Source organism: Roseibium sp. (assembly GCF_965229775.1).
GTDB lineage: Bacteria > Pseudomonadota > Alphaproteobacteria > Rhizobiales > Stappiaceae > Roseibium.
Map to the genome: position 1 here is coordinate 3884602 of NZ_OZ245929.1, position 26880 is coordinate 3911481.

General features: G+C 59.8%; 29 protein-coding genes. 14 read left to right on the forward strand and 15 right to left on the reverse strand.

The window, feature by feature from the left end; all coding sequences use genetic code 11:
- Position 1 precedes the first annotated feature (1 nt).
- Positions 2–1177, forward strand: coding sequence for an ABC transporter permease (locus ACO07N_RS17575; RefSeq protein ID WP_421984445.1), 1176 nt, complete (start codon positions 2–4; stop codon positions 1175–1177).
- A gap of 64 nt (positions 1178–1241) precedes the next feature.
- Complete coding sequence (locus ACO07N_RS17580) at positions 1242–1835, forward strand: class I SAM-dependent methyltransferase (RefSeq protein ID WP_421982265.1); 594 nt, start codon at positions 1242–1244, stop codon at positions 1833–1835.
- A gap of 446 nt (positions 1836–2281) precedes the next feature.
- On the opposite strand, the gene ACO07N_RS17585 is transcribed toward ACO07N_RS17580, so the two are convergent.
- Entirely contained in the window at positions 2282–2569 is a 288-nt protein-coding gene (locus ACO07N_RS17585) for a DUF1330 domain-containing protein (RefSeq protein ID WP_421982266.1), read from the reverse strand.
- Positions 2570–2714: 145 nt separating this feature from the next.
- Here ACO07N_RS17585 and ACO07N_RS17590 point away from each other — a divergent pair, with 145 nt between their 5' ends.
- Positions 2715–3605, forward strand: a complete 891-nt coding sequence (locus ACO07N_RS17590; RefSeq protein WP_421982267.1) for a LysR family transcriptional regulator — start codon at positions 2715–2717, stop codon at positions 3603–3605.
- Positions 3606–3614: 9 nt separating this feature from the next.
- Here ACO07N_RS17590 and ACO07N_RS17595 read toward each other — a convergent pair whose 3' ends face one another.
- Genes ACO07N_RS17595 through nthA form a run of 4 tightly spaced genes read right to left on the reverse strand, consistent with a single transcriptional unit; the run spans position 3615 to position 5700 of the window.
- Complete coding sequence (locus ACO07N_RS17595) at positions 3615–4067, reverse strand: methyltransferase family protein (protein WP_421982268.1); 453 nt, start codon at positions 4065–4067, stop codon at positions 3615–3617.
- 10 nt (positions 4068–4077) lie between these two features.
- Positions 4078–4431 (reverse strand): nitrile hydratase accessory protein, encoded by a 354-nt coding sequence (locus ACO07N_RS17600; protein WP_421982269.1) that lies wholly within the window; start codon positions 4429–4431, stop codon positions 4078–4080.
- Positions 4418–5077: a nitrile hydratase subunit beta gene (nthB, locus tag ACO07N_RS17605; protein ID WP_421982270.1), complete on the reverse strand. Its 660-nt coding sequence runs from the start codon at positions 5075–5077 to the stop codon at positions 4418–4420. Before nthB ends, ACO07N_RS17600 begins: the two co-directional genes overlap by 14 nt.
- Positions 5074–5700 carry a nitrile hydratase subunit alpha gene (gene nthA / locus ACO07N_RS17610; protein ID WP_421982271.1) on the reverse strand — a complete coding sequence of 209 codons (627 nt, stop codon included), beginning with the start codon at positions 5698–5700 and terminating at the stop codon, positions 5074–5076. Before nthA ends, nthB begins: the two co-directional genes overlap by 4 nt.
- A 157-nt stretch (positions 5701–5857) precedes the next feature.
- Here nthA and ACO07N_RS17615 point away from each other — a divergent pair, with 157 nt between their 5' ends.
- Positions 5858–6373 carry a peptide-methionine (S)-S-oxide reductase gene (locus tag ACO07N_RS17615; protein WP_421982272.1) on the forward strand — a complete coding sequence of 172 codons (516 nt, stop codon included), beginning with the start codon at positions 5858–5860 and terminating at the stop codon, positions 6371–6373.
- A 273-nt stretch (positions 6374–6646) separates the two neighbouring features.
- On the opposite strand, the gene ACO07N_RS17620 is transcribed toward ACO07N_RS17615, so the two are convergent.
- The 6 genes from ACO07N_RS17620 to ACO07N_RS17645 are packed head-to-tail and all read right to left on the reverse strand — an operon-like array spanning position 6647 to position 13037.
- Positions 6647–7420 carry a polysaccharide deacetylase family protein gene (locus ACO07N_RS17620; protein WP_421982273.1) on the reverse strand — a complete coding sequence of 258 codons (774 nt, stop codon included), beginning with the start codon at positions 7418–7420 and terminating at the stop codon, positions 6647–6649.
- Between the two features lie 7 nt (positions 7421–7427).
- A complete protein-coding gene (locus tag ACO07N_RS17625; protein WP_421982274.1) occupies positions 7428–8228 on the reverse strand; it encodes a methyltransferase domain-containing protein in 801 nt (266 codons plus the stop codon).
- Positions 8229–8255: 27 nt separating this feature from the next.
- On the reverse strand, positions 8256–9422 hold the full coding sequence (locus ACO07N_RS17630; protein ID WP_421982275.1) for a glycosyltransferase family protein: 1167 nt from the start codon (positions 9420–9422) through the stop codon (positions 8256–8258).
- The gene (locus ACO07N_RS17635) at positions 9419–10540 is read right to left on the reverse strand and encodes a glycosyltransferase family 4 protein (protein WP_421982276.1); all 1122 of its coding nucleotides are present in this window, start codon (positions 10538–10540) and stop codon (positions 9419–9421) included. The genes ACO07N_RS17630 and ACO07N_RS17635 overlap by 4 nt, the downstream gene beginning before the upstream one ends.
- A 23-nt stretch (positions 10541–10563) precedes the next feature.
- Positions 10564–11784 carry a glycosyltransferase family 4 protein gene (locus tag ACO07N_RS17640; protein ID WP_421982277.1) on the reverse strand — a complete coding sequence of 407 codons (1221 nt, stop codon included), beginning with the start codon at positions 11782–11784 and terminating at the stop codon, positions 10564–10566.
- Between the two features lie 35 nt (positions 11785–11819).
- On the reverse strand, positions 11820–13037 hold the full coding sequence (locus ACO07N_RS17645; RefSeq protein WP_421982278.1) for a glycosyltransferase family protein: 1218 nt from the start codon (positions 13035–13037) through the stop codon (positions 11820–11822).
- 281 nt (positions 13038–13318) lie between these two features.
- Here ACO07N_RS17645 and ACO07N_RS17650 point away from each other — a divergent pair, with 281 nt between their 5' ends.
- The 9 genes from ACO07N_RS17650 (at position 13319) to ACO07N_RS17690 (ending at position 24088) form a co-directional block, all read left to right on the forward strand.
- On the forward strand, positions 13319–15838 hold the full coding sequence (locus tag ACO07N_RS17650; RefSeq protein ID WP_421982279.1) for an ABC transporter transmembrane domain-containing protein: 2520 nt from the start codon (positions 13319–13321) through the stop codon (positions 15836–15838).
- 99 nt (positions 15839–15937) lie between these two features.
- On the forward strand, positions 15938–16396 hold the full coding sequence (locus tag ACO07N_RS17655; RefSeq protein ID WP_421982280.1) for a cyclic nucleotide-binding domain-containing protein: 459 nt from the start codon (positions 15938–15940) through the stop codon (positions 16394–16396).
- A gap of 10 nt (positions 16397–16406) precedes the next feature.
- Positions 16407–17231 (forward strand): MBL fold metallo-hydrolase, encoded by an 825-nt coding sequence (locus tag ACO07N_RS17660; protein WP_421982281.1) that lies wholly within the window; start codon positions 16407–16409, stop codon positions 17229–17231.
- A gap of 236 nt (positions 17232–17467) precedes the next feature.
- Positions 17468–18220 carry a VPLPA-CTERM sorting domain-containing protein gene (locus ACO07N_RS17665; protein WP_421982282.1) on the forward strand — a complete coding sequence of 251 codons (753 nt, stop codon included), beginning with the start codon at positions 17468–17470 and terminating at the stop codon, positions 18218–18220.
- Positions 18221–18608: 388 nt separating this feature from the next.
- Entirely contained in the window at positions 18609–19760 is a 1152-nt protein-coding gene (locus ACO07N_RS17670; RefSeq protein ID WP_421982283.1) for a helix-turn-helix transcriptional regulator, read from the forward strand.
- Between the two features lie 155 nt (positions 19761–19915).
- A complete protein-coding gene (locus tag ACO07N_RS17675) occupies positions 19916–21214 on the forward strand; it encodes an adenylate/guanylate cyclase domain-containing protein (RefSeq protein ID WP_421982284.1) in 1299 nt (432 codons plus the stop codon).
- Positions 21215–21387: 173 nt separating this feature from the next.
- A complete protein-coding gene (locus tag ACO07N_RS17680) occupies positions 21388–22155 on the forward strand; it encodes an SDR family NAD(P)-dependent oxidoreductase (protein ID WP_421982285.1) in 768 nt (255 codons plus the stop codon).
- A 177-nt stretch (positions 22156–22332) separates the two neighbouring features.
- Positions 22333–22851 carry a hypothetical protein gene (locus ACO07N_RS17685; protein WP_421982286.1) on the forward strand — a complete coding sequence of 173 codons (519 nt, stop codon included), beginning with the start codon at positions 22333–22335 and terminating at the stop codon, positions 22849–22851.
- The gene (locus ACO07N_RS17690; RefSeq protein ID WP_421982287.1) at positions 22844–24088 is read left to right on the forward strand and encodes an HlyD family secretion protein; all 1245 of its coding nucleotides are present in this window, start codon (positions 22844–22846) and stop codon (positions 24086–24088) included. Before ACO07N_RS17685 ends, ACO07N_RS17690 begins: the two co-directional genes overlap by 8 nt.
- 166 nt (positions 24089–24254) lie before the next feature.
- On the opposite strand, the gene ACO07N_RS17695 is transcribed toward ACO07N_RS17690, so the two are convergent.
- The 3 genes from ACO07N_RS17695 to ACO07N_RS17705 form a co-directional block, all read right to left on the reverse strand.
- Positions 24255–24398 carry a hypothetical protein gene (locus ACO07N_RS17695; RefSeq protein ID WP_319385646.1) on the reverse strand — a complete coding sequence of 48 codons (144 nt, stop codon included), beginning with the start codon at positions 24396–24398 and terminating at the stop codon, positions 24255–24257.
- Between the two features lie 31 nt (positions 24399–24429).
- The gene (locus tag ACO07N_RS17700) at positions 24430–24798 is read right to left on the reverse strand and encodes a cupin domain-containing protein (protein WP_421982288.1); all 369 of its coding nucleotides are present in this window, start codon (positions 24796–24798) and stop codon (positions 24430–24432) included.
- Positions 24799–25325: 527 nt separating this feature from the next.
- Positions 25326–25712, reverse strand: coding sequence for a VOC family protein (locus ACO07N_RS17705; RefSeq protein ID WP_421982289.1), 387 nt, complete (start codon positions 25710–25712; stop codon positions 25326–25328).
- 100 nt (positions 25713–25812) lie between these two features.
- Between ACO07N_RS17705 and soxR the strand changes: the two genes are divergently transcribed.
- Positions 25813–26289 (forward strand): redox-sensitive transcriptional activator SoxR, encoded by a 477-nt coding sequence (soxR, locus tag ACO07N_RS17710; protein WP_421984446.1) that lies wholly within the window; start codon positions 25813–25815, stop codon positions 26287–26289.
- A gap of 218 nt (positions 26290–26507) precedes the next feature.
- Here the strand turns inward: soxR and ACO07N_RS17715 are convergent, their stop codons facing one another.
- The gene (locus ACO07N_RS17715; RefSeq protein WP_421982290.1) at positions 26508–26765 is read right to left on the reverse strand and encodes a YjhX family toxin; all 258 of its coding nucleotides are present in this window, start codon (positions 26763–26765) and stop codon (positions 26508–26510) included.
- Between the last annotated feature and the right edge of the window lie 115 nt (positions 26766–26880).

Consider the following 26880-nt stretch of genomic DNA (forward strand, 5'->3'; position numbering starts at 1 on the left):
CATGGACGCAAGAGACGGGACGCCGCCCCGCAACGTCGAGCATTACGTCGATCCGACGCCGTTCAATCCGGCTGTCACGGAGGAAATGACGGCAGAGCAGGAGCGCTTCTACCAAGCCTCCCAGTGGCAGATCATGTGGTGGAAGTTCAAGCGCCACAAGATCGCCGTCTGGTCCGGCGTCGTGCTTATCCTGTTTTACCTCTGCGTGCCCTTCGCCGAAGTGATCGCGCCCTACGGCCCGAATTCCCGCGACAGCCAGCACCTGTTCGCGCCGCCCCAGTCGGTGCACTTGTTCCACGAGGGCTCCTTCGTCGGCCCGTTCGTCTACGGAATGACCTCCGAGATCGACATGGAGACGCTGCAATGGGTGTTCACCGAGAACACCGAGGATGTTCAGCGCATCCGTTTTTTCTGTCGTGGCGCGTCCTACGAATTCTGGGGGCTCTTTGACGCGGATTTCCACCTGTTCTGCCCTGCGGAAGGCGGCACGCTGTTCCTGATCGGCACCGACCGTCTCGGACGTGACCAGTTTTCCGGTCTTGTCTACGGCGCTCGGCTGTCACTCACGGTCGGTCTTGTCGGCGTCACGATCTCTATCGTGCTCGGTCTTTTCTTCGGTGGGATCGCGGGCTATTTCGGCGGCATTCTGGACAGCATGATCCAGCGCATGATCGAGATCATCCGTTCGCTCCCCGAACTCCCGCTCTGGATGGCCCTGTCGGCGGCTCTCCCCGTTACCTGGGGCCCGATCTGGATCTATTTCGGGCTGACCATCATTCTCGGATTGCTTGACTGGCCCGGGCTTGCACGTGCGGTGCGGTCCAAGCTTCTGTCTCTGCGCGAGGAGGAGTACGCCAAGGCGGCGGTGCTCATGGGAGCCAAGCCGAAACGCGTGATCACGCGGCATCTGCTGCCCGGATTCACCAGTCACATCATTGCCTCCGCCACCCTGTCGATCCCGGCCATGATCCTGGGGGAAACGGCGCTGTCCTTCCTGAACCTCGGACTGCGCCGGCCGGCAATCTCCTGGGGCGTTCTCCTGAACGAGGCGCAGAACATATCCGTGGTCACCGTCTACCCGTGGCTGATGGCGCCGGTCATCCCGATCATTATCGTGGTTCTTGCGTTCAATTTCCTTGGCGATGGTTTGCGCGACGCGGCAGATCCCTATAAGTGATGCTTTGAATTTTGAAACTCTCCGGCGGGCCGTAGCGGCCCGCCTTTGCTGTCAGGAAGCCGTCATGTCGAAAAACGCCACCACCGCCGAGGGCTGGGACGAGGAATACGAAGCCGGGCGCTGGGCCTTTCTGCGCTCGCTTCCGGAAAGCGGCCGCTATGGCATCATCGGTATGTGGCTGTCCCTGACCGGATCCATGGACGAGGTTCTGGACATCGGCTGCGGCGAGGGGCTCCTTTACGAACGCCTCCAGCCGATGGGCATCAAGCGCTATGTCGGCATGGACCTCTCCCCGGCATCGCTGGAGATCGCCAATGTCGATCCCTCGATCGCGTCTCTCAGGGCCGGCGACATGCATTCCTTCGAGCCGCAGGCGGGCGAATCCTTCTCCGCGATCGTCTTCAACGAAGTGCTCCACTTCGCCGACGATCCGGCTGCCGTCGTCAGCCGCTACGTGCCGTTCCTGAAAAAGGACGGCGTCATCGCGCTGTCAATGTATTCGCCGAAGCGGCCGGAATCAGGAGCCAACAGGCTGATCAACAACCTGTGGGCAGCAACTGACGATCCGGCAAAATGGGAAGTCCTCGACGACTACCGCCTCGTCTCCGACAAGAAAGGCGTCTCCTGGCGCATGCGGCTGGTGAAACCGGCGGCTTAGCCGCCAGCCAACCGCGCCGCGTTCCCCCCTCATCCTGAGGCGCGGAGCGCAGCAGAACCTAGAAGGATGGGCGAAGGGTTCGTGCCTCGCCGCCATCCTTCGAGACGGACCATCCGGTCCTCCTCACGATGAGGGAGCGGTTCAAACACCGGGAAATGCTCTAATGGTGCGTCATCCCGGACGCAGCACAGCGGAGATCCTGGATCCACTCATATCCAGAACGGTCGTCGTGCGAACGAGACGTCTCCCAGGTTCCGGTCCTTGGCGCATCCGAGTGGTCAAACGAGGATTGGATCCCCGGTCGAGCAGGGGATAACATTAGAGGGATGTTGCTGGCTGGCGCGACAAGTCAAGGCCGCGCCATTGAGTGCTTCCGGACGAATGGTGCACCAGAGAACGCCGATCCGGATTCCGGACATCAGCGCGAGCGCATCACTGTCGCACGGTTACCCCGGCAGAACCACGATCGTCGACTTGCCGCCCTTGTTGCGAAGGGCATGGATGTCGGCAAGGGACGGATCTTCGCGCCAGGCCTTTGCGGCTTCAACGCTCGGAAAGGACAGCAGTGCGGCGATGTTCGGCGCGTCTCCGGCGGCTTCAAGAACCGTGACCTCCGGGTCTGCGGCCACGACACTGCCACCGTGCTTTGCAAGGGCATCGGCGGCCTTTTCACGGTAGGCCCCGAGGGTCTCCCGGTCGGTCACGGTGATCATGGCAAGGGCTTGTACGGTCATCTGAGGTCTCCCTGTTGAAGTGACGCCGACGCTATCCCGGAATGAAGCCGCGAAAAATTCATCAATTTTCAAACAGGGCTGTGCAAAAATGCACCGCCATGAAAAAATCGTTTGAATCTTGCCGTATGAAAGTGATCGATACCTCATGGACAACTGGGATGACTTGAAATTCGTGCTGGCCATCGCCAGCGCGGGCAACGTGACCAAGGCGGCAAAGGGGCTCGGCGTTACCCATTCCACGGTGTCGCGGCGTTTGTCCGCCCTTGAGGACCGAATGGCGACACGGCTGTTCGAGCGCTTGCCCGAGGGCTTCGTGCCGACGGCGGCCGGGGAGGAAGCCGTGGCCACAGCCAGACGGATGGAAGCCGAAGTGCTGGCGCTGGACACGCGCATCACCGCGCAGGATACCGAACTTGAAGGCCCGCTGCGCGTGACGGCCGCGCAGCTCTTGTTTCAGGTGCAGCTGGCGGAAATCATGCAGCAATTCGCAGAGCGGCATCCGCGTATCGAACTGCAGATGATCGCGGCCAACGAAAAACTCAGCCTGCATCGGCGCGAAGCGGATATTGCGGTGAGAGTGACGGACAATCCGGGAGAAACGCTTTTCGGCCGCCTGGCGACAGGTCAGAACCGCTGCTACTACATGTCCCGTTCCTTCGCGCGCAAGCACCGGCAGGTCATGGAAACGCAACATGGCAGCGTCTCTTTGCCCTGCGTGACTTTCAAGTGGTGGGGCAAGGGCGTTCCGAAGGAAATCAGAGCCCGCTATCCGTCCGCCTTCATCAGTCTCGTCGCCGACGACATGATTGCCCTGCTGGCAGCCGTGAAGGCGGGCATGGGCATTGGCCGGTTGCCGTGCTTCCTCGGCGATCCGGACCCGGATCTGGTCCGGCTGCCGGGCATGGAACCATCCCGCTATCTCGATATCTGGGTCCTGACCCATCCCGACCTGAAAAACGTTGCGCGGATCAGGGCGTTCCTGCGCTTTGCCGCTGATGCCTTCAAGGAACGCGGCGGGCTCTACATGGGCACCTGAATCCCGGCTTCAGACCCACCGGCGAACCTTCTTCATATAGGCTTCGTAGGCGTCTCCGAAGACGCGTTTCAGGCTTTCCTCTTCGGGCTTGATCTGGAATTCCGTCAGGTACCAGATGAAAGCCGGAATGATCAGGATCGACAGGAAACTGCTGAAATAGAGCGATGCGGCGACAAGCAGAAACAGCAGCCCCAGATACATCGGGTTCCGGCTGATGCGGTAGATCCCGTCCGTCACCAGTGTCGTCGACTTGTCCGGGGTCATAGGGTTCACGGTGGTCTTCTTGCGAAAGAAGGTCAGCAGCGCGAGCGCATCCGGTATCAGGCCGAGGAAAAACAGGATCGCCGCCAGGACGAACTGTCCGGGGAATTTGAAGGTCAGCCCCGGGAACCAGGACGCGGCGGCGTATGTCATCGTCACCGCAACGATTAGGACCAGGGGGGGAGGGACCTTCAGCTTCATCTCGGTCTGGTCACCTTTTCAGCTCGATCGGCGCGCCATGCGGGGTCGCCTTCGCAGCTTCGTCCCACGCCTGCCGAAGCTCTCCCAGTTGCCCGGCACCCGCAACGCCCTTCGCATGCAGGATCTTCTCAAAGGCGCTCAGCCAGTGATCGTAGTAACCGGGCGTTTGACCGCTGCCGTCTCCGTCCCCGGCAAGTTCCGCTCCGAGGGTTTCGGCCCACTCGGTCCACTCGAACATCCCGGCCTCATGGGCCTGCAAGGTCATGGCAAAGACCCGTGCCTGCCAAGGCGCTTCGAAAACCGGTCCGTCGTCCTCGTCAAGCGGAAGGCGAGGCGTTGCCTTGAGTGCATCATGCAAGGTCAAGATAAGGCTCCCAGAGATCGAGGCGGAGGGTGAGGGTCGGATCGCTGTCCGCGCCCCAGATATCCGTGCCCTTGAAGACGATGCCGTAAAGCCAGGTCGGCTGCTCGCCGAGACCGCGCGCATTGGTGTCCGGGAAGACGTGGACGCCGTGCACCGTTTCCACCGTGCCGACGGCATCGCGGGCGTAGCGGGGCAGGCGCGTGTGGTGTTCCGGGTTCATGCGCCTGGTCCGGACCCTGTCGCCCACCTTGTAGCGCGCCGGTTGCGTTTCCGGACGGTCGGCGGGGCCGCCCTTTTTCAAGGTCGCTGCAACACTTTCAGCCTTCAGGACACGATTGAGCGGCTGGCTCGGCCCAAGCGGTTTTCCCGCGTCCAGCTCCTCGGCGCTTACGAGGCTATTGTCGACCAGGAGTTTCTCCAGCCCGAGCGTCCAGATCTTGTAATAGCTCGACGTCAGGTAGACCGGCGGTGGCAGGGATTCGCGTGCAAAGCGGGAACTGTCGATATTCCAGGTCCCGGTCGCCCCCATTGCGAGAGTGAGCGCAAAGGCGCGTTCTTCCCATTTGGCATGAAAGTTCGGTTCGTTGTCTTCAAGTTCGAGCGGGCCAAAGCCCATCTGGCCGCCAAGATCCTGTGCCCCGTTCACGCTGCGCTCTCCTTTTGGGCCGGATCAAGCGCCAGTCCCGTTCCGATCATGCTGTCGCGGGTGACGAGGTCGGCCAGGTCTTCTTCGGACCAGCCGTCCGTTCCCCGGGGCCGTTCCGGGACGACCAGGTAACGGACTTCTGCGGTCGAATCCCAGACCTTGATCTCTTTGTCCGCCGGAAGCGTCACACCGAATTCCGCCAGGACGCCGCGCGGGTCGCGCACGGCACGGGACCGGTAGGGCGCCGATTTGTACCAGACGGGAGGCAGGCCGAGCACGGTCCAGGGATAACAGGAGCACAAGGTGCACACGACCATGTTGTGTGCCGTGCCGGTGTTCTCGACGGCCACCATGTGTTCGCCCTGGCGGCCGACAAAGCCGAGCTCGGCGATCGCGGCCGTCGCGTCTGCCATCAGCCGGTCGCGGTAGTCCGGATTGGCCCAGGCTTTGGCCACCACCTTCGCCCCATTCTTCGGACCGACCTTGGTTTCGTAGGTCTCGATCAGCGCGTCGAGTGCCGGCGGGTCGATGTACCCCTTGTCGGTCAGGAGGGTTTCCAGAGCGCGAACACGCAGTTCGATCTCCGATAACTCGGAATGCTCGTGATCGTGATGATGCGGCATGGAGGGCTCCATTGGCGGAAGGATGATGCGATCCTAAATTGCGACGGACGCAACGCCAAGGGGCCGCATCTGAAATTCATGTGAAACTGCTCTGGGGGAATCTCCGCCAAGGCGTTTTCCGGAAAATACATTCTTTGGCAGACTGGAAAGACAAGACATGTCAGTGGAGGCGGAATTGAAAATCGGGCTGGGCGGCGGCTGCCATTGGTGCACCGAAGCGGTCTTTCAGGCGCTTGAAGGCGTCTCGAGCGTGGAGCAGGGCTTCATCCGCTCCGATCCGCCGGAGGATCACTGGTCGGAAGCCGTCATCGTGACCTTCGATCCGGTCGTCCTGCCGCTGGAGAGCCTGATCGAGATCCATCTGCGCACGCATTCCAGCACCTCGCGCCACAAGATGCGCGGCAAGTACCGTTCGGCGATCTATGTCTACGACGCGGGAACCGGCGTCAAGGCCGGCCGTACGCTGCGCGCGCTTCAGGCGCAATTCGAGGAACCTTTGGTGACATGCGTTCTCACGCTTGCCGGCTTCAAGGCCTCCGACGAGCGTTTCCGGAACTACTACGCCAAGGGCCCCGACCGGCCGTTCTGCAAGACCTATATCGACCCGAAGCTGGCGCTGCTCAGAAAACTGTACGGCAAGGTTCTGAAGGAGACTGTTGCGGCGGCGGAGTGAGGGAGCTTGTCCCGTCAACGGGCGGCGATCGCAGCCGGTGACATTTTCTTTACGTCATTCCAGACAAGTAAGGCGAAGCCGAACGCTGATCTGAAATCCAGAAGTCAGCGTGAGCACAGCGAACCCAAACATCGTTGCTACCGAAGGTGCCGCGCCTCCGGCGCGAAAGATGTCTGGTTTCCGGATCGGCGCTCGGCTTTGCCTCCCTTATCCGGAATGACGATTGGCGACAGGTGGATCCGGAACCCGTTACCACCGGACCCGGCCCGTCACTCAGCCGAACAATGCCTTCACGGACGGCCAGTCTGCGCCCTCGTGATGAGCGGCGATGGCGAGGAACTTTTCCAGGAACTCGAAACTCGGCTCGTCATGGGCGAGGTGATGGCTCAGGAGACCGAGCGGTTCTCCGCCCGTGTTGCGCCGCCGGGTCAGCTGCAGGTCGAAGCGCAGGCGCGCGCATTCCCAGCCGATGAAACGGACCGGTTTCTTCCACTTCAGGATGTCGATATGCGACTGGACCTGATGATCGCGCGGGAAATTGTGAAAGGTGAAGGTGGACAGGCCGGGAAGACCGAGACCGGGCAGGCGTCTTGAAATCTCCGGAGCGATCCGGTTCCAGGGCGGCACGATGGCGGGAATGAATTTGTCGCCGAAAAGCGTTTCGAGCCGCGCCTTTCCTGCCTGCAACTGGTCCATGAGCTCGTCGGGGTCCCGGCGCGAGCCCAGCTCGGCAGCCTTTTCGCCCTTTGCCTTGAGCTGGAAATTCTTGTGCTGCCAGCCGTGCTGCAGCACGACGGCATGCGGTTCTTCGGCAAGGCGCCGGGCGAGCGCTTCCGTTGCGTCCTTCGGAATGACCGCAAGGGCAAGATCGACCCGGTGTTCATTGGCAAGCGCAAGCATCCTGTCGAGGGCCGGACTGGGTTCGATCGCATCGTCATCGCGCCACCAGAACGAGACCTTGCGCCCGCGATCTGCAAACCAGTCGAGGTGACGGACGAGTTCGTCACGGAATACCTGAAAGTCGGTGGTGCGGTTGTCTGGGATCACGGTGCGGTCAGGGGGCGGTTGCGGTGAAAAGAAAATAGCCGATCGTGGCGAACACTTGGTCCTTGTCTCTCAGCCTGTCAATATCGTCCTGCCATTCCGTCAGCTCCACGCCGGAAATCACGCCGGCTTCCTGTGCATGAACGCCGATGCTCTTGAAATAGGTTGCGCCAAGCTCCTGCGGAAAGATCAGCACCCGCGTTGCGATCTCGATGTCGTTGAAACCGATACCGGAAAGAGCAACCGCAAGCGGGCCGGGCAGCCAGCTCTGTTCGACGGCGACGGCTGTCTCGTGATCCACGATCCGCCGCATCAGCCGGCGGTTGCCGATATTGATCGTGTTCGTCGAAAAGTCCGGTTCGATCAGGGCGAGGCGGCCTCCCGGTTTCAGAACCCGCTTCATCTCGGCAAGCGCACCGGAAACGTCTTTCAGGTAGATGAGCATGCGCTCGGCCCGCACGCTGTCGAAGGAGGCGGCTGCAAAGGGAAGATCATGCGCATCGCCGACGCGGTAGTCGATCGCGGCCTCTGCCTGTTCGGCGCGGCTGCGGGCCTCGGCGATGAAGTCCGGGCTGATATCGACGCCGGAAACCATTCCCGATGGGCCGATCTCATTGGCAAGGCGCAACGTTTCCAGTCCGAAACCGCAGCCGATATCCAGTACGGAGCCGCCGGGCACGATCCCGCCGCGTTGACGGGCCAGCACCTTGAGTTCCCGAAGCTGGGGAATGCTGTCGAAGGCTTCGAGGGCCGTAACATATCCGGAGGTGTCATGAACTTTGTTCATGGCTTTGAAATGTCGCAGTTCCATGGGCATTTCCTCCGGCAATGGACGAGGTCAAGAAGCCGATCCGCGCCGGTTGTCGTTGATGTCCCGGATCAGGATGTCCGCGCTTCGATCCGCGCCGCCCAGGAGAACCTTGTGCGGATGATGCGCAAGCGCCAGTGCGTCGTCAATCGCGGCTGCAAGGCGTTCGGGAGACAGGAGGCTTTCCTCCACGACGACCGCGCGGCCGTGGCGTTCAAGAGCATGCGCCCTCTGGGTCTGTTCCGTTTCGTTCTCCTGCGAAAAGGGAACGAAGACGGCGGCGACATCTGCAATCAGGACGTCCAGAACGGTGTTGTATCCCGCCTGGCTGACAGACAGGCGCGCGCGCTTCAGGAGTTCGGGAAAGTCCCGCCGGGCGCGTTCCACGAGGATGCCGTCCGGAGCCCGGCGCCGGTATTCCTGATAGGCGTCCTCCGGGACGTCATGCCCGATCAGGATGCGCCAGGTGGTGTCTTCCGCCCTGCGCGAAAGCGGCCTGGCGACAAGGGCGGCTGACAGCAGGCCCTCGGCCACGGCACCGCCGCCGCAGGACACAATGACTTCATCTTCTCCATCCGCGTTCCTGGCGGGCGCGCGCTTGTCGCCGCCGACATATCCGGTGTAGCGGACCAGATGCTCGACCTTGTCGGCAAAGGGAAAACTGTCGCCAAGTCGAACGAAGTCCGGATCGGCGTGGATAAGCACACGGTCATAGTATGTCAGCGCCTGATCCGCCATCCACTGTTCCTTCCACAATTCCTTCTTGCGCACCAGAATGTCGCGGATGGATGTGGCGATCACCGGCGGCCGCTTTTTTGCCCTGGCGTGGCTGAGAAGCGGCGTCAGTTCAAAGTCGAGCTGGCGGCGTCCGAACGGATAGGTCTCGGTGAGCAGCAGGTTGAATTCGGCCGTGTCAAACGCTTGAATCGATGCTTTAACCCGGCCGGATTTCCATTGTTCGTCAATGTCTTCTCCATCCAGGGTGACAAGGCGCTTGAATGCAGCATCCGGGCTTTTGCAGGCAGGCAGCTCCACGACGTTGAGCGCCGACGTGTCAAGTGTCGGCGGTATCGTGTTGCCGCTTGCCAGCGTGACCTCGACACCTCTGTCCGCCAAGGCCCGGCCGATGGCGGCCGCACGCACGACATGTCCGGTCCCCAGCAGGTGTTGCACGTGAATGAAGGCCTTTGGCGTCACCGTTTCGATGCCCTTTGCAGATGATTGTCGATGGCCCGCTGCAGCAGGGCATCCAGTCTGGCCGCCCCGGCGGCAAGCGTGTGGTTGTCTGCAATATGCACGCTTGCCGTATGGCCCAGGCGGTCCGCCAGGGCGGGGTCTTCGATCGCGCGCCTGAGATTTGCAGCAAAGGCAGCCGCGTCACCCTCCGCCGACAGAAGTCCCGTTTCCCCGTTGCGGACGATATCGGGAACCCCGAACGTATCACCCGCGATCACACCTGTGCCGCTGGCCTGAGCCTCCAGAAGGGCAAGGCCGAAGGCTTCGCGAATGGCGGGCCAGACGAGCAGGTCATGCGCGGCGTATTCTGCCGGAAGCCGGTCCGGCGGCAGGGCGCCGAGCCAGGTTGTCCTGTCCGCGGGAAACAGACCGAGGACGTGATCCCTGGCCGGACCGTCGCCGACCAGTGTCAGGCGCCAGGGCAGGGCAGCGACGTCATCAAGCGCTTCGGCGAGCACTTCGAACGAGCGTTGCTTGTCTCCTTCGCGCATCATGCCGACAGCAAGAAGCTTTAGCGGTGGCGAAGCCGGAGGACGGCCGGTTTCGGACGCCGCCTGAAACGGGGTGGCATCGAGGAATGGCAGCAGAACCTGCAGCCTCCCTGGGGAAACGACCGGCTCCAGGCATCCCAGGTCCGCATTGTGGATTGCGGCCACCGCGTCCGCCCGCTTGAGCGCCTGATCTGCGGCCGCGAAGCCGAGCGCCCAGTTGCCGGTCTGCCGTTTCGGGGCACGGCTTGCCTCCACGACGGCATAGGGCAGGTCGAAGCGGTCGCTCAAGGCCGGTCCGATCCAGTCAGGTGCCTTATGGTAGAGGTGATAGGTCAGAAAAACGTCCGGCCGGTAGCCCGCTGCTTCCCACTCGGATGAAATGCGGTCGGCTTCCTTAAGTGCTTCGCACCGGACCTGTGCCTGGATGGCGTCTGCGCCGTCCTTGCGCCAGGACCGGAACGTGCTTGCGATGCGAAGATCGTGGCCCCTGCTTTCAAGTGCCTTGACGATGAGCCGTCCCATTGTCCGGTCGCCTGACGGCACCGGGTGATCCAACGGCTTCATCGGTGCTGTGAAGGCGATTTTCATTCAGGTCGGCCCGGCGTTTGTCGTCACACCACTTTACGAAACTTTGCAGCCAGCCGGTCAAGACCCGGATCTGTCGAAAAATGTGACCGGACGCGCTGTGCCGCCGCAAGACCGAGGTCGCGGCGCAGTTGCGGGTTTCGGATCAGTTTTTCCAGCGCTGCGGACAATTGCCCGGGTGCGCCCGGATCAACCAGGACGCCTGTCTCGTCCTCGACGATCAATTCCGGGATCGCGGAAACCCGGGTCGACAGGCAGCACAGTCCCATCGACTGGGCTTCCATCAGGACGTTCGGCAGCCCGTCGCGGTCGCCGCTCCTGGCTAGCTTCGAGGGAAGGATGAAGAGATCGGAACGCCGGCAGGTCGCGATCACCTCTTCGCGCGGCTGCGCCCCCCGCCAGGTTATCCGGTCAGCCAGTCCCAGGGATTGAGCCGCCGATTTCAGGCTTTCGGAGAGCTCTCCGCCGCCGATATGCGTGAACCGCCAGTTCAGCTCTTGCGGCAGCCCGGCAAGGGCCTGGAGCAGGTCGTCATAGCCTTTCTTTTCAACCGCGCGTCCGACCGACACCAGTTGAACCGGTTCCGCGTCGCCCGCGCGCATCGGATACGGCTCTTGCGGTGTCGGAAAACCCGAGAAATCAAGACCGTGATAAAGCAGCTCGACCTTGCCGGGATCGTCAGCGAGCGCGCTCAGGTGGTCCGCATTGACACGCGTGCACGTGACACCCCAGTCCGCGTCGTTGATCTTGGTCCTCAAATCCCATTCCGGGCTTGTCCAGATGTCCTTTGCATGGGCGGAGAAGGACCATTTGCGGCCGGACAGATGTGCCGCGTAGCGTGCCGCGGAGCAGGGCGTATGGAGATAGTGGGTGTAGATCCAGCTGACATCGTCCGGCAATTCATGCGCAAAGACACATCCCTGTGCCCAGCGGCGCCGGCGGTCGGCATTCGGCTGCCTCCGGAAGTCGGTTTCGAAGAGGTTCTTCGCGGCCTCAAATGTCGGTTGTTTGCGGGCCCAGTTCTTGGCGCGGGCAACCCGCGCCGGATCGTCTTTGACATATTCCGGCAAGTACAGGATCTCCGCCGAGATCTGCCGGTGCAGTTCGTGGATGTAAGGATCGTAAGGCTTCCGGAGGGCAACGATCAGCAACTCGATCCCGCGGCGTTCCAGGCCGAGCATTTCCTGGGCGATAAAGGTTTCGGACAGACGCGGATAGCCTTTGACCACGACGGCGATACGGGACATGTGCGGTAGTTTCCAGGTGTGGTGGGCGCGGCGTTCTAGAAGTTGACCAGCTTCCGCGCGTCCGCAGCGTGGTTCATGTCAAAGATCTCGCCAACGCGCGCGGAGATGACATCCAGTCCGTCCAGGAGCCGGTCGACATTGGCCGACGAGGGCGGCTTGAGCGAGGGCAGGTCGGACAGGGCCTTGGCCATCAGATCGGAATCCGGATAGCGGTCGATCGGCAGCACCTTGAGCAGGCCGCCCTGTTCCGCGCGTTCCGCGCGGATTGCCTGTTCCCGCCTCGGAAGAACACGCGGGACCATCAGGGTCGGTTTATCGAAGGAAAGGATTTCGCAAAATGTGTTGTATCCGCCCATGCCGACGATGGCTGTCGCGTTTGCCAGGTAGGGTTCGATCTGGGGCGTGAACCGGATGATCTCGACGTCGCGCAGGTGTTCGGCGCGCTCGCTGAACTGCGTCGCCGCCGCCGCAGGCATGAACGGGCCGAGTACGATCAGTGCCGGAAAGAGCGGGCGCTGACGCGTTTCGTAGGCGCGCATGACCCAGTCGACCATCTCGACACCGTCCCCGCCGCCGCCGGGGGTGACCAGCACATAGGGCTCTTCTCCGAAAGGCGCCGCGACGGGCTGCTCCAGCGAGGAGGTCGACAGCTCGCGCCTGAGATATCCCGTGTATCTGAGTTTCTCGGTGACGCTGTCGGGAACGTCGATACCTTCGAGCGGATCGCAGATGTCCTTCGGGCCGTAGACCCAGATTTCGTCATAAAGATCCCGGAGCGCGGGATAGACATTCTTGCGGTCCCACTCTTCCTTCAGGACCTGGGTATCGTCCATCACGTCCCTGAGCCCCAGCACAAGCCGCGTGTCGGTGTGCTTCAGCGCTTCGAGCGTTCCCAGAACCTCGCCCCGCAGACCCAGCGGTTCCTTGTCGACGATGAAGATATCCGGCTCGAAGACCTTCGCCGTGTGCTCGATGATTGACGACCGGATGGCGAGCGTCTGGTCGATATTGATATGGAGCGAGAGCGGGGTGTATTCGCCGTTCCGCAGCTTGATCACGCCGGGAATCCGGACAAAGTCGACGCGTGAGCGAAACTCGAAACTTCCGATGATCGGTGACCCGGACAGGATCAGAACGGACAGGGTGTCGAAATCTCCAACGAGGGAATGCGCGATCGCGCGGCATCGTCTCAGGTGACCCAGTCCGAACGAGTCGTGGCTGTAGATCAGAATTTTCGGCGTCTTGGAACTCATACTGCCCCTGATTTGTAATGCTGCCCCTGGGAGCTTATGTCTCATATCATCAACTGTTGTCACGTCCGGATGTTCACGAACATGAGATTTTCGGCATCGGACGGATTTAAACTGCTTGTGGCAAATGCTAATCCTGGCTGGCGCATCGATCTTGGGTCGCTAATATACCAATATGATCACAATGAACATAATTGATCCATAAGTGTTTGGACGAGCGAATGGAAAAAAGCCTATTTGGATTCATTTGGAAGTACAGTGCTCGCCAGCAGATATTTATCCTCATGGTCACCGTACTTACGTATCCGGTGGTCTATTTCCTGCTAGAATTACCTAAGCTGATCGTCAACGATGCGGTTCAGGGAGACAATTTCCCGCGCAACGTATTTGGTTTCGACTTCGATCAGATCCCGTACCTGGTCCTGCTCTGCTTTACCTTTCTCGGGCTCGTCGTGGTTTCGAACGGGCTCAAGTTCTACCTCAACGTCTACAAGGGGCGGCTGGGCGAGCGGATGCTGCGCAGGCTGCGCTTTGAGCTTTTTCAGCGTGTTCTGAGGTTTCGCCTGCCGCATTTCCGGAAAGTGAGTTCGGGTGAGATCATCCCGATGATCACTTCCGAGGTCGAGGATGTGGGCGGTTATATCGGCGAGGCATTCGCGCTTCCGGCCTATCAGGGCGGCATGCTGATCGTCCAGCTCGGGTTCATCTTCATGCAGGATCCGCTGCTCGGTCTTGCAGCCGTCAGTTCCTACCCGATCCAGGGCTACGTCATCCCGATGCTGCAGAAGAAGGTCATTCTTCTGTCGCGCAAGCGGGTCAAGAACGTACGTGTCATCGCCGACAAGGTGGGCGAGAGTATTACCGGCGTTGCGGAGATACACGCCAATGACGCCGCAGCCTGGCATTCGGCGGACATTTCCGACCGTCTCTATGAGAACTTCAAGATCCGTTACGAGATCTTCAACCGGAAGTTCCTCATCAAGTTCCTGAACAATTTCATGAACCAGCTGACGCCGTTCTTTTTCTACCTGATCGGCGGGTATCTGGTCATCCAGGGCAATCTCAGCATCGGCGCGCTGCTCGCCGTCATCGCGGCCTACAAGGATCTTGCCGGTCCCTGGAAGCTGCTTCTGTCCTTCTACCAGATGACCGCGGATGTCAGCGTCAAGTACCAGACCGTTGTCGAGAATTTCGACCCGCCGGACATCTACGACACCGAACGGCTGACCGCAGACGACGATGTCAGGCTCGACGGTGACGTGAAGTTTGAGCGCGTCAGCTTTTCGGGAGGCGCGGCCGGCCAGGAAGTGATGGACATCTCGCTGACCGTGCCGGCGCAAAGCGAGTGCGCGATCGTGGGGCCGGACGGGTCCGGCCGATCCGAGGTGCTCCAGCTGGCTGCGGGTCTGGTGTCCGCCGCGTCGGGCAAGGTGCTGATCGGCGATCACGATCTGGACAAGTTGAACGACAGCACGCTCGGGCGCGAAATCGCCTATGTCGGAGGCGCCGTTCATGTCTGGACCGGAACGATCAGGGACAATCTCTATTATGGCCTGCGCCACCGTCCGTTGATACCGCCGGACCGGGACAGCGACGAGGAGAAGAAATACAAACGCCGCGTGAACGAGGCGAACCAGACCATGAACCCGGTTTATGACCTGGCGGCGGACTGGAACGACTTCGATGCCGCTGGGGTCAGCAACGACGAGGAACTCGACGAAAAGGCGCTTGCCCTGCTTGAGACGGTCCGGCTCGACAATGACATCTACCGCCTGGGTCTTCAGTCGCGGTTGGATCCGTCCATGAACGACGCGTTTGCCGAGAAAATTCTCAACGTCCGCAAGAGCCTCGCCGGACGGATTGCCAACGAGCCCAAACTCGCCGGGCTGGTCGAGCTTTGGCACGCGGACAGTTTCAACGCGAGCGCGAGCCTGGCGGAAAATCTGTTCTTCGCCGTGCCGTCCGATCCGGACATAACCATGGATCAGGTGCCGGAACTCGAAGAGGTCAAGAAGTTCCTGTCCGAGACGGGCTTCGACAAGAAACTGCAGGAGATCGGTCTCAAGATCGCCGAGACCATGCTCGAACTGTTCGCCAACGTTTCGGGCGACAGCGGCTTGCTGGGATCCTACTCCTTCATCAATCAGGACGACCTGCCGGAATTTGAACGCATAGTCCGTATCGCGAAATCGGAACAGCAACGGCCCGGATTGTCCGATGCCGACCGCATGAAACTGACAGGACTTGCCTTCAAGCTCGTTCCGGCCCGGCATCGCCTAGGCGTCATGACCGACGAACTTCGCGATGAGGTCATTGCGGCCCGCAAGAAATTCCTGGATGGCGTCGTCAGCGGCAGCGACAGTTTCGTGGCGTTCGATCCGGATGTCTATCTGCCGCCATTGACCATTGAAGACAACCTGTTGTTCGGGCGCGCGCGTGTCGACCGGCGCGATGCCCGCCGCCGGATCGACGACGTCATCCGGACGATTGTCGAGGAAACCGGGCTGCGGCATCCGATCATCTATGCCGGGTTCGGATATCATGTCGGCGTGTCCGGTTCGCGCCTTTCGGCCAACCAGCGTCGCCGGATCGCGTTGGTGCGCGGTCTCTTGAAGAACGCAAAGATTACGATCTTGGATGATATTGCGACCGGATTGACCGAGGAGGACAAGACGTTGCGTGATGCCCTGCGGGACTTCCTCTCCGGAAAAACCTTCCTGTATGGCACTGCGAATGCGGAAATTGCAGCTGAGTTCGACCGGCGCTTCGTTTTGGATCAGGGCCGGATTTCGGATAAAGGGTAGAAAAATGCCGTTTTATGTGGGAAGGCATGGAAACCGCAGCATCCGATTGCATGCCAACAAAAGAATAAGCGGGAACAACAATGAAGGCGGGAGCAAGCGATGACGCTAGAAACAGAAGTTGAAGCCCTTCGAAAGGTACCCTTGTTTCATGGCATTGATGAAACCAAGTTGCGTCTTCTGGCTTTCATAAGCGAACGGACCGAATATACGTCAGGTGAACGCCTCTGTTCCCAGGGAGAGGAAGGCGATTGCGCCTTTATCATTCTGTCCGGTGCCGCGGATGTTCTTGTTGATACGCCGGAGGGCGAGAAGAAGGTCGCTCAGGTTGCGGAAAATTCGATCGTCGGCGAAATTGCGATCCTGTGTGACGTTCCACGGACGGCAACGCTGGTCGCCGCCAACAACATGGATGTGTTGACAGTCTCCAAGGATGATTTCTTGAAACTATTGAAAGAATTTCCGGATATTTCATTGGAAGTCATGCGAACATTGGCATTGAGGCTTGAGCGGACAACCCGCGATCTTGCAGATGCCCGCCGGGGGGCTTCCGGTGGTTAGGGAGTGAAACGTGGCAGAAGATTTTTTACTCCGCTGCTGGGGCGTCAGAGGGTCGACACCCACACCGGGGTCAAGCACGCTGCGATACGGGGGAGAAACCTCCTGCTTTGAAATCCGTGCCGGGGACGCGCTGATCCTGGTCGATTGCGGGTCCGGTGCCCGCAATTTCGGCATGGAACTTTGCAAGGCGAAAGCGCGCAAGTTCGATCTTCTGTTCACGCATACGCATCTCGACCACATTTGCGGTTTGCCGTTCTTCAAGCCGGCTTATGATCCGAATTTCGAAGTTACGGCCTGGGCCGGGCACTTTCAGGACGGTACAAAGCTTGTCGACATTGTCAGCCGCATCATGTCTCCACCGATATTTCCGGTTGCGGCCAAGACGCTGAAAGCAGTGGAATTCAGGTCCTTCACCGCCGGAGACAATATTCCGCGCGACGACGATCTCGTCATCCGCACGACACGCCTCAACCACCCCGGAGGCGCTTGCGGTTACCGGTTCGACTATCACGGCAAATCCATCTGCATCATCACCGATCACGAACATGGCGATCCCGAAGTGGACGACGTCCTTCCCGGATTCGTGCAGGGTGCCGACATCATGATTTACGACGCCATGTTCACCGACGACGAATACGAGAGTTTCAAGGGGTGGGGTCATTCCACCTGGCAGAAGGCCGTGCAGCTCGCCCGTGTCGGCAATGTCAGGACACCGGTGCTGTTCCATCACGATCCGCGCCGTTCCGACGATGAACTTGACGAGATCGGGCTGGCCGCACAGGCGGCGTATCCCGGCACGCTGGTCGCCAGCGAGGGCATGGTTCTGAGACCCTAGGTACAGCCTCATTAATGGGTCCGTACCTGGATCCAGCGATGCCGCCTGCTGCGCTTGCGCCAATCTGAGCAAGATCTTGCCCTGCAATACGTTTTTGGTCGGCCTGTGCAGGGGATGTCGCAATCCTGCGGCAATCTCGCAGAGGTGACTGGCAAAATGGTTAACATTGACTTGTGGTAATTTTAACAATGTGTTAATCGCGTAAGGTGCTTAGAAGAAAATTTTTGAGGAAGACAATGCAAAAACTGGGACTGGGCGGCGTGCTGCTAATTGCGAGCATGAGCGCTGCCACTGCTGCGCCGGCGACTTTCAATCTTTGGAAACATCCTGGCGATTCAACCAACCATGCCAATCTCTCCAAATCGTTCTCGCTCACCGTCAACGGCCTGACAGGGACCTTTACGGCGGGCGCGTTCACCAATGATCTGGATGCTTCCGGAAGCGGCCGGAACATCGTCAACAACAACGTGAATGGCTATACGATCGGCGGCCCGAACAACACGTTGAATGCCACCAATGACGCGCGCATCGGCCGGTACTACGGCGGCGCCAGCGTAACCAACAGCCCCGGCGACAACAGCCACCAGGTGGACAGCAGCGGCTGGAGCGATTTCATAACGGCGTCGTTCTCCTACAACGGCAAAGCCGTCGACGTCGCCATGTCCTCGGTTTCCTTCAGCTTTTTCGGTGACCGGGACGACTTCCGCTGGGGATATGACCTGAGCGGCGATGGCGCATACGGAGACGGCGATTTTCTGAGCTACCGGCAGGATTCGAACCCGTTCTCTGCCTTCGGTAGTGTCACGAGTTCGCTCTTCATGTTTGGCGCTTTCGATTCCTTCAAAAAGAAGGAGTACGACTTCTGGAAGCTGAAAAGCGTGACGGTTCATTTCGATCCGCCGACCAACGTTCCGCTTCCGGCCGGCGGCGTGCTTCTGCTCAGCGGCATCGGCTTATTTGCTGTGGCGCGCAGGCGCCTGAAAGCCTGACGGCAGTCTGACGCAAACCAGGTTCAAGGCGGTTCCCGTTCGGGAGCCGCTTTTGCTTTTGGAATGTCGTGAACGCGGCTCGCGAACATGGGCCGTATTAAAAAAAACGGCGGCCCAAAATGGCCGCCCAAAAAAACAACACTGCTTTAAAAATTGACCGCTCGCCGATTGCGGGAATGCGGGAATTCCCATGTTGCAAACGAATTACGGTAACGACAGCAAAATTCACGCTGCCTGAAACCGAACAACACGATCAACATCTGTTTACTAGACCTAAGTATTAAACGCATGGTCCATATGGACTATATCAGCCTGTAATTTTGAGTTGTGACATGGTTGCAGAGGTAGGCTAGGCAAAAACGTTATCGATACCACCAATGGGGGAAGCGTGGTCGTAACTTCAAAGAAAATCATTGAATTGTCCAACCTGGCAATGGCGGCCGCCATGGATCCGGCCCTTTGGGAGGCGTTTCTCGCCGCCATGTCCGGGGCCTTGAGGACACGTGTCTGCACCCAGCTTATCGGCTACGACCAGATGACCAACGCAGCGCCACTGGCCTGTTCCTCCGGATACGATCCGTCGATCCTGACGCTCTACGAGGAGCATTTCGCGGACAAGAACCCGTATGCGGCAAATTTTCGGAAATGCGGTATCGGAGAGGCCATCACGTCGCATGAACTATGCGCGCCCGAGCAGCTCAAGCAAACGCAATTTTACGCCGACATACTCCACCCCCTTGAGGATCTTTGCGCCGGCGGCGGTTCCATGCTGGCATATGACACAAGCCGCATGTTTCTGATCGGCGGCAACATGCGCGCGAAGGACAAGGAAGGCCACGAAGACGACTGGCTGGATCTTTGCGTCGCACTAGCCCCGGCCATCCGGCAGTCGCTTGAAATCAATCGCATGATCAACGGGTTGAAGTTTGAGAAATGGGCATCGGAACGGCATCTTCTCGGCGCGGGGACCGCGCTGCTCGTTGTCGACGCCGACTGGGTGCTCCACTATGCCTGTCCCGAAGCGCAGCGCTTGCTGGCCTCAGGCAGTCTTGTCCGGAGCGACATGTTCAGGCGACTGAATTTTTCATCGCGTGATGTTCACGAGCGTCTGAAGAATGCGACGGGAAAACAGACAGCGGGAAATCCGCAGCGGTTCGCAAACATCGCGCTTTCCGATCTTGCCGGTAGGGAGTGGATTTGCCGGACGATCGGAATGCGCCTTGGAGATCTCGATCAGTCTCCCTTCGGGGCTTTCCTGAATGGCGGCATGGCCGCGACACTCCTGGCGCTCAAGCCTGCAGGTTGCCAGCTCTCTGTGGTCGAAGCGCTGCGAAAGTCGTTGTCGCTCAGCCATGCCGAAGCCCAGTCGGTGGTGATGCTCCCCGAGGGGTTCACGCCGGCGGAGGTTGCGGAACAAAGGCAGGTCAGCATTCACACCGTTCGCAACCAGATCAAGTCCGCGCTGTCCAAGTCCGGGTGCCGGCGGCAAAGTGAGCTCGTGCAGAAGGTGGAGCAACTGCGGCATTTGGGAGATTTTTGAGGTGCGGCATCACGGTCGGTCACATTCACGCGTCCCTTGTTGCGAAATCCGCGCCGAAAGTGGACACTCCGGTCTGTTTTTGAAGCTGGATCGACATGAGTTCACTTTCGCAATCACTTCGCTACATCGTTCAGGGCGGACCTCCTGAGACAGGCATGCCCGAAAGGGTCCGTCTGGAGATCAGGGCGCGGGAAGCATCGTCGGAGCGCCTGATAAGTTGGGTGCAGCTCGGGCTGGTCCTGTTTTTTTCGGTGCTCTACGCGCTCGCCCCGCGAGCCGAGGGAACCGCCGGCTTCAACTTCGTGCCGGTCGCGCTCGGCGCCTACTTCCTGTTTACGGTGCTGCGTCTCGCATTGTCATACAGGTTCGAATTGCCGCAGTGGTATCTCCTGATATCGATCGGCGTCGACATGGCGCTTCTCGTCGGACTGATATTTTCGTTTCACATCCAGTACGACCAGCATCCGGCGTTTTATCTCAAAGCACCGACGCTGATGTACGTGTTTATCTTCATCGGGCTGCGCGCGCTCAGGTTCGACCCGCGTTTCGTTCTGACGACAGGGCTTGTCGCCGTTGCCGGCTGGCTGGGACTGGTCTTCTACGCCGCTTTTGCCGACATGGATTCCATGCGCGTCACGCGGAACTATGTTGAATACCTGACCGGCAACTCCATCCTGATCGGTGCCGAGCTTGACAAGACGATGGTGATCTTTGCCGTTACCATCATCCTGTCGGTCGCCCTCTACCGTGGCCGCTCGATGCTGTTCGAGGCAACGCGCGGACAGGCAGCGGCGAAAGACCTGCGCCGCTTCTTTGCGCCGGAGGTTGCCGCCTCGATCACCGACGCGGACACGTCTCTGGAGGCCGGTGAGGGCAGCTTGCGTGAGGCCGCGATCCTTTACGCCGACATCCGCTCCTTCACGTCCACGTCTGCAACGCTCCCGCCTGAAGTCGTTTTGGCTGTTCTGGCCGAATATCAGAACATTGCCGTTGAAGTGATCAATCAGGAAGGCGGCCGGGTGGACAAGTTTCTGGGCGACGGGATCCTGGCGACCTTCGGCGCTGTTCACCCGTCGGAGACCTATGCCGCGGACGCGCTCAGGGCGGCGGAAAAACTTGTCGGCAGCGTTGCCGAAGCGCAGCAGCGGTTCCGCGATGCCGGTTGGCCCGGAGAACTGAAGATAGGAACGGCCGCGGCTGCAGGAACAGTCACGGTCGGTGTCATCGGATCGAAGAACCGGCTGGAATTCACGGTGATCGGGGATGCGGTCAACCGCGCCGCGAAGCTGGAGGACGCCAACAAGGCCCAGAAATCGGCGTCGCTGACAGACCAGCCCACATGGGACCTTGCGCTCAGGCAGGGCTACCCGGCCACCCTGTTGGAGGTCAGGCCATGCATGAGCGTGCCCGGCATGAGCCAGCCGGTCGATCTGGTCGTCCTTGCCGATCTATAGTGTGGCCTCAAAAAATGCCTCTGCTGGTTTGAAAGTTCCACGTGACAGTTTGACCGAGATTGGGCTTGACGCTCGGGCTCTTCTGAGCGAGTTTAATTCCGAAAATTGACGTTTTCGTCAAAGGAAATAAAAAAATATAATAAAAACAGATATATAAAGCAAAGGATAGGCGCTTGATACTGGATTCCACACTTTCGGCAATCGTCACCGGCGGCGCATCGGGTCTGGGAGCCGCCACCGCAAGAATGCTGGCTCAGGAGGGCGTCAAGGTCACGATTTTCGACCTCAATGCGGAGCAGGGACGTGAAACCGCCTTCGAGATCGGCGGGGTCTTCGCCGATGTCGACGTCACCAGTCAGTCCAGCGTGGAAGCAGGTTTCGAACTCGCGAGAAAGTCTCATGGCCAGGAGCGGATCCTTGTCAACTGCGCGGGCATTGCACCGGTTGCAAAAACCACCTCGCGCGGAGAGCCGCACCCGATGGACATGTTCGAGAAGGTGATCGCGGTCAATCTGGTCGGCTCCTTCAGATGCATCGCGATTGCAGCGACAGGGATGGCTGAACTTGCGCCCGTGACCCCCGACGGCGGGCGCGGCGTCATCGTGTCCACCGCCTCCGTCGCAGCCTTCGACGGACAGATCGGACAGGTTGCCTATGCCGCATCAAAGGCAGGTGTCGCCGGCATGACACTTCCCGTGGCGCGCGACCTGTCGAAGTCGGGGATCCGGGTCATGACGATCGCGCCGGGCATATTCGAGACACCCATGCTGCTGGGCCTTTCGCCGGAAGTGCAGGAATCGCTTGGCCAGCAGGTACCATTTCCTTCGCGCCTCGGAAAAGCGCACGAATATGCAGGTCTCGTCCGCGCAATCTGCGAGAACGACATGCTGAACGGCGAGACGATCAGGCTTGATGGCGCCATCCGGATGGCGCCCCGCTGAAGACTGCGATTTCCGCACCATCGCCACCGCGTCCAGCGCGGATATCGGCGTCTGCGCGCCGCTTCGGCCCGCCCGACCGGCACGCCCGTCCAGTCCTCGCGACTGCCATTCTTTTCGTTTGACGCAGCGTTGATAGTGGAACAGGTTGTGCGGACCTGTTGATTTACGGATTTGAAAATGACTGAGAAAATGCACGAGCTGGCGCCTCATCATTTGCCTTTTTTCATTCCCAAGGCAGACGGCAGCGACCAGATGATGCTGACGGTGCTGATCGCGCTGATCGTGATCATTCTGCTGCTGGGCACCTTCTATCTCTACCTGCATTCCCTGCCCGAACGGCTGGCCCACAAACACGGACGAATTCAGTTCGAGCTGGTCGCGGTTCTGGGGCTTCTTGCGCTGTTCACGCATAACCAGATCTTCTGGGTTGCCGCCCTGGTGCTGGCGTTCATTCAATTGCCTGATTTCATGTCGCCCCTGGACACGATTGCCAATTCTGCCAACCGGATCGCGAAAAAGTTCGATGGTAAAGGCGAAGTATCAGCCGATGCCTACCTGGAGGCACAGGAGACGTTGAGTGCCGACGCCGGGGAGGAGCAGGCGACAGCCGGTCCGCCACAGGAGGGTGGCGCGGAGAGCCCGGCCTCCGAAACCCGCACCGGCGAAAAAGTCGAGGGGGACCGGACACATGTTTGAGACCCTGTTCTGTTCCATGATCACGATCCTGCCGGACTATCTCTTCCGCAGATACGTCCAGGGCAAACGGATCGGCCACGAGATCACGCTTTATTCCGTCTGGTACGAATTGCGCTACGGCATCGTCTCCTGCCTGATGCTGACGATTTCGCTGATCACGCTCATCTTCTATTTCCATCCCTCTTCCACGAGCGCGGTGTCTACGTTCCGTGTCCTGCCGATCCTGCCGGAAGGCTCGGGGCGGGTGGCTGAAGTGTTCGTTCCCTTGTCGCTCGATACGGAGGTGAAGGCGGGCGATGCGCTGTTCAAGCTGGACAGCAGCCGCCAGGAAGCCGACGTCACCACCGCGAAGCAGCAGGTTGCCGAAATCGAGGGTGAAATCGCGCTCGCGCAGGGCGAACTTGCCGTCGCCAGCGCGCAGGTCGAGCAGGCGGAAGCTGCCTTGAAACAGGCACAGGATGAACTCGACACCAAGCAGGAACTGTTTGAACGCAATGCCAATGTCGTCAGTGAGCGCGACATAGAGAAATTGCAGACAACGGTGGATTCCAGGCAAGGTGCGCTCGCCGCCGCGCAGGCCAACAAGGAGCTTGTAGAAACGAAGATCAATGTTGCCCTGCCGGCAAGCCTGGAAAGCGCGCGGGCAAGGCTGCAGGAAGCGGAAGTCGAGCTGTCGAAGATGACCGTCTATGCGGGTGTCGACGGCACGGTGAGCCAGTTCGTTCTCAGACCGGGCGATATCGTCAATCCGCTGATGCGCCCGGCAGGTGTGCTGATCCCGGCGGATTCGCAGCAGGAGCGCATTGTTGCGGGGTTCAGTCAGATCGAAGCGCAGGTGATGAAGCCGGGGATGGTCGCGGAAGCCTTCTGCCCCTCTGTGCCATTTACGATCATTCCCCTCGTCGTAACGGACGTTCAGAACGTGATTGCATCCGGTCAGGTGACCGCCGGCAGCCAGCTGTTCGATACGTCGCAGGCTGCAACGAAACAGGGAACCGTCACGGCGATCCTTGAGCCGTTGTACGAAGGCGGCCTCGACGAGCTTCCTCCCGGAGCCAGCTGTTCGGTCAATGCCTATACCAGCAATCATGACAGGCTGACTTCCGACGAAAACCTCGGGACGGGAGAATTCGTGTTCCTCCACGTCATCGACACGGTCGGCATTGTCCATGCAATCATGATCCGCGGGCAGGCGCTCAGATACCCGATCACGGCGCTCGTGCTGACCGGACACTGACGCTCACCCGAGCCTGGGCACACGTTGTGCGGCTACGCGCTGAGGGCGCGCGGTCTTCCCGCGTGAGTTCGTAACCTAGGGTACGGACCCATAAATGAAGCCGATTTGGCGGCAGAAATGGCAAAACCTCGCGAGGAAGCGTGTGCAGAGCGGGCTTTATGCCCGGTCAAGCGCGGTGACGCTGCGAGGTGAAGCCATTTTGCCGTCCTTCGGATTTGGCCGTTTTGGCCATCTGCTGCGTCGCGAAAGGCTTGAAAATGAACCACATTTCCTGCGCTTTCGCTCCTCGCAGTTGGTCAAAACGATCCAAACCAAATTCTCTTCATTTATGGGTCCGTACCCTAGAGCGCCGGTCGATCGCACCAGAAAATATCGTTGTCGACGACGTTGGTTTTGAAAACGACATAAGTGAATGGAAAATCGTGAGGGTTCTCGGTGCTGTGCACCTCGAGCGGTTCGCAGGTCAGGGTCTGGCCCGGTTCAAGGTTGAACTCCCGGCCTTCGATCCGGAAGGTTCCCTTGCCGGACAGGACGTGAAACACCTCCGTACACGACTTGTGAAAATGCTCATTCACCAGAGTGTGCGGCGGAATTTCGACAATCTGGACAAGGCCGCCGTCCATGTTGATGTCCGTGTCCCGCAGCAGGATCTTCTTCCTGTATCCGGGGCCGTTGGCCCAGGCGATGTCTTCGTTTCGCACCAGCTTCATGCGTCCCTCCCGTTGGTTTCCCCCTGTCCTTCGATGCCCGTATTGGGCCATTTGGACATTGGAAATTCTACCCAATGAGGGAGTGTCTCAGAAGAAAGTGCCAAAATAGGGCCGTGCAACCCTCACCGCATTTTACTGGCCGGGGCGCAACAGGGGCCCGGTTCTCAATGGTTTTCAAGGGTATGTCCGAACCCATCGCCGTCCTGTTTGGAAAGCACGATCGACCTTTGTCGCTGGAACAGCGGCCCGCGTCCGTCCGTCTCCAGGTCAGGATACGGAATTCATCCCCGGATTTGTCATCCCGGTTTGCCGCGCAGGCGGCAAGCCCGTGACCCGGTAACCCGTGGGGAGAGCGACCAAACGAAGACGCGGAACAAGAGTTTACTTGGTTCCGGCCTTCCGCTGCGCTTCAGCCGGAATGACACGTCAGTTGACCTGAGGTCTCATCAAGAAACCAGTTTCGGGGTCAACCGGACAAAGGTGGACCGGGTTGCGGAAGCAAGTTTCCCCGAACCCGGCCAGCCCGGTCACTTGTAGCTCACCACTTCGAACTCGATGCCGTCGTCATCGTCGAAATAAAAACGCCGGCCGGGCTCGTAGTCCTGGTGGTTGTGTGTTTCGTAGCCACCGGCCTTGATCCGCGCCTCTGTCGCGTCGAGATCGTCGACAACCACCGCGATATGATTCAGGCCGCCGTGATGGCTGTAGCTTTCGCCGTTCACGGGTGTTGTGTCAGTGGACGGAGAGTAGGCCGCGACATAGCTTGTCTCGTTGCCGATATGGTAGGTCACGCCCCCGTTTATGGCGGCTCCCTGCCATCTTATCTTCCAGCCGAACCATTGCTCCAGCCGCTTTGCAGTCGCCGCCGGATCGGTGACCGTCACGTTGACATGTTCCAGGAAGGCAGTGCTCATGGTGTTGTCCTTTCGGGGTTTGACTCCTCGTGGACACATGAGATAATTCCTCAAGTAAACTTGAGGTCAAGAGTAAAAAGGAATTTATTTGAATAAGGTTATGAAGGGGACGGATCTTCTCTCGATCGGCGAGCTTGCGGACAGGACTGGCCTGTCAGTGTCGGCGATCCGCTTCTACGAGGAAAAGGGACTCGTTCATCCCGTCAGGAACAGCGGTGGCCAGCGACGGTTTCTGCGTGCGGACATCCGTCGTCTTTCGTTCGCGCTCGTCGCCCAGGAGTTCGGTTTCACGATCTCGGAGATCGCCACCCGGCTCGCGCAACTGCCGGAGGGCAGGGCACCGAACAAGGCGGACTGGAGCAGAATGAGCAGGGAATTCCGGAAACACCTGGACGACCGGATCGAGAGAATGACCGCGCTGCGCGACAAACTGGATGCCTGCATCGGTTGCGGATGCCTGTCCATGAAGTCCTGCCGGCTCTACAACGCGGGCGACGCGGCGGCGCGCCATGGGCGCGGCCCCAGGTATCTGCTCGGCGACCTTCCCGACATTGCAAGCGCAGACGAGGGGGGCTAGCCATCCCGATCGAACGCATGTCACGGGTTTCCCCGTGGCAGCAGGGAATAGTCTCAAATGTACCAACTCTGCCCCATGCACCTTGCGGTGCGGCTACACCGCCGTCCATGCCCCGTTTGCAGGAGGGGCAGAGAAGAGATGCGCGAAACGCGGCGAAAAAAGATGCGCTCCGGAAAAACCGGTGCGCATCTTTCGGGTTCAAGACAGCCAGCCCGGTATCATCTGTTGTCCAGTTGGGGACGGACGCGTTTCAGTCCGAGCTGGGTAATCCGGTACGGACCGCTGTTTTTTGAGGCGATCAATCGTTTGTACCTGAGTTTTCGAAACAGTCTCAGCGAGCATCCGCCCCAGTACCATCCGTCACGCGTAATGGTTTCCTGATTGATGATGCGGCCATCTTCGTCTTTCTCGACGATTATGCAGCCACCTTGCGCCAGCAGGTGAAGAACCCGCTGTTCGGCTTTTGATATGTCCATTTTTGAAGTGCCTGAGAAATCGATGCAGGTCTACGGTCGCTGCGGCCAGTCGCACGCAACGCCGGTATGCACTGTCCGGCTTTCATTTAGCCGGGACTTATCGGGACTCCAGTTG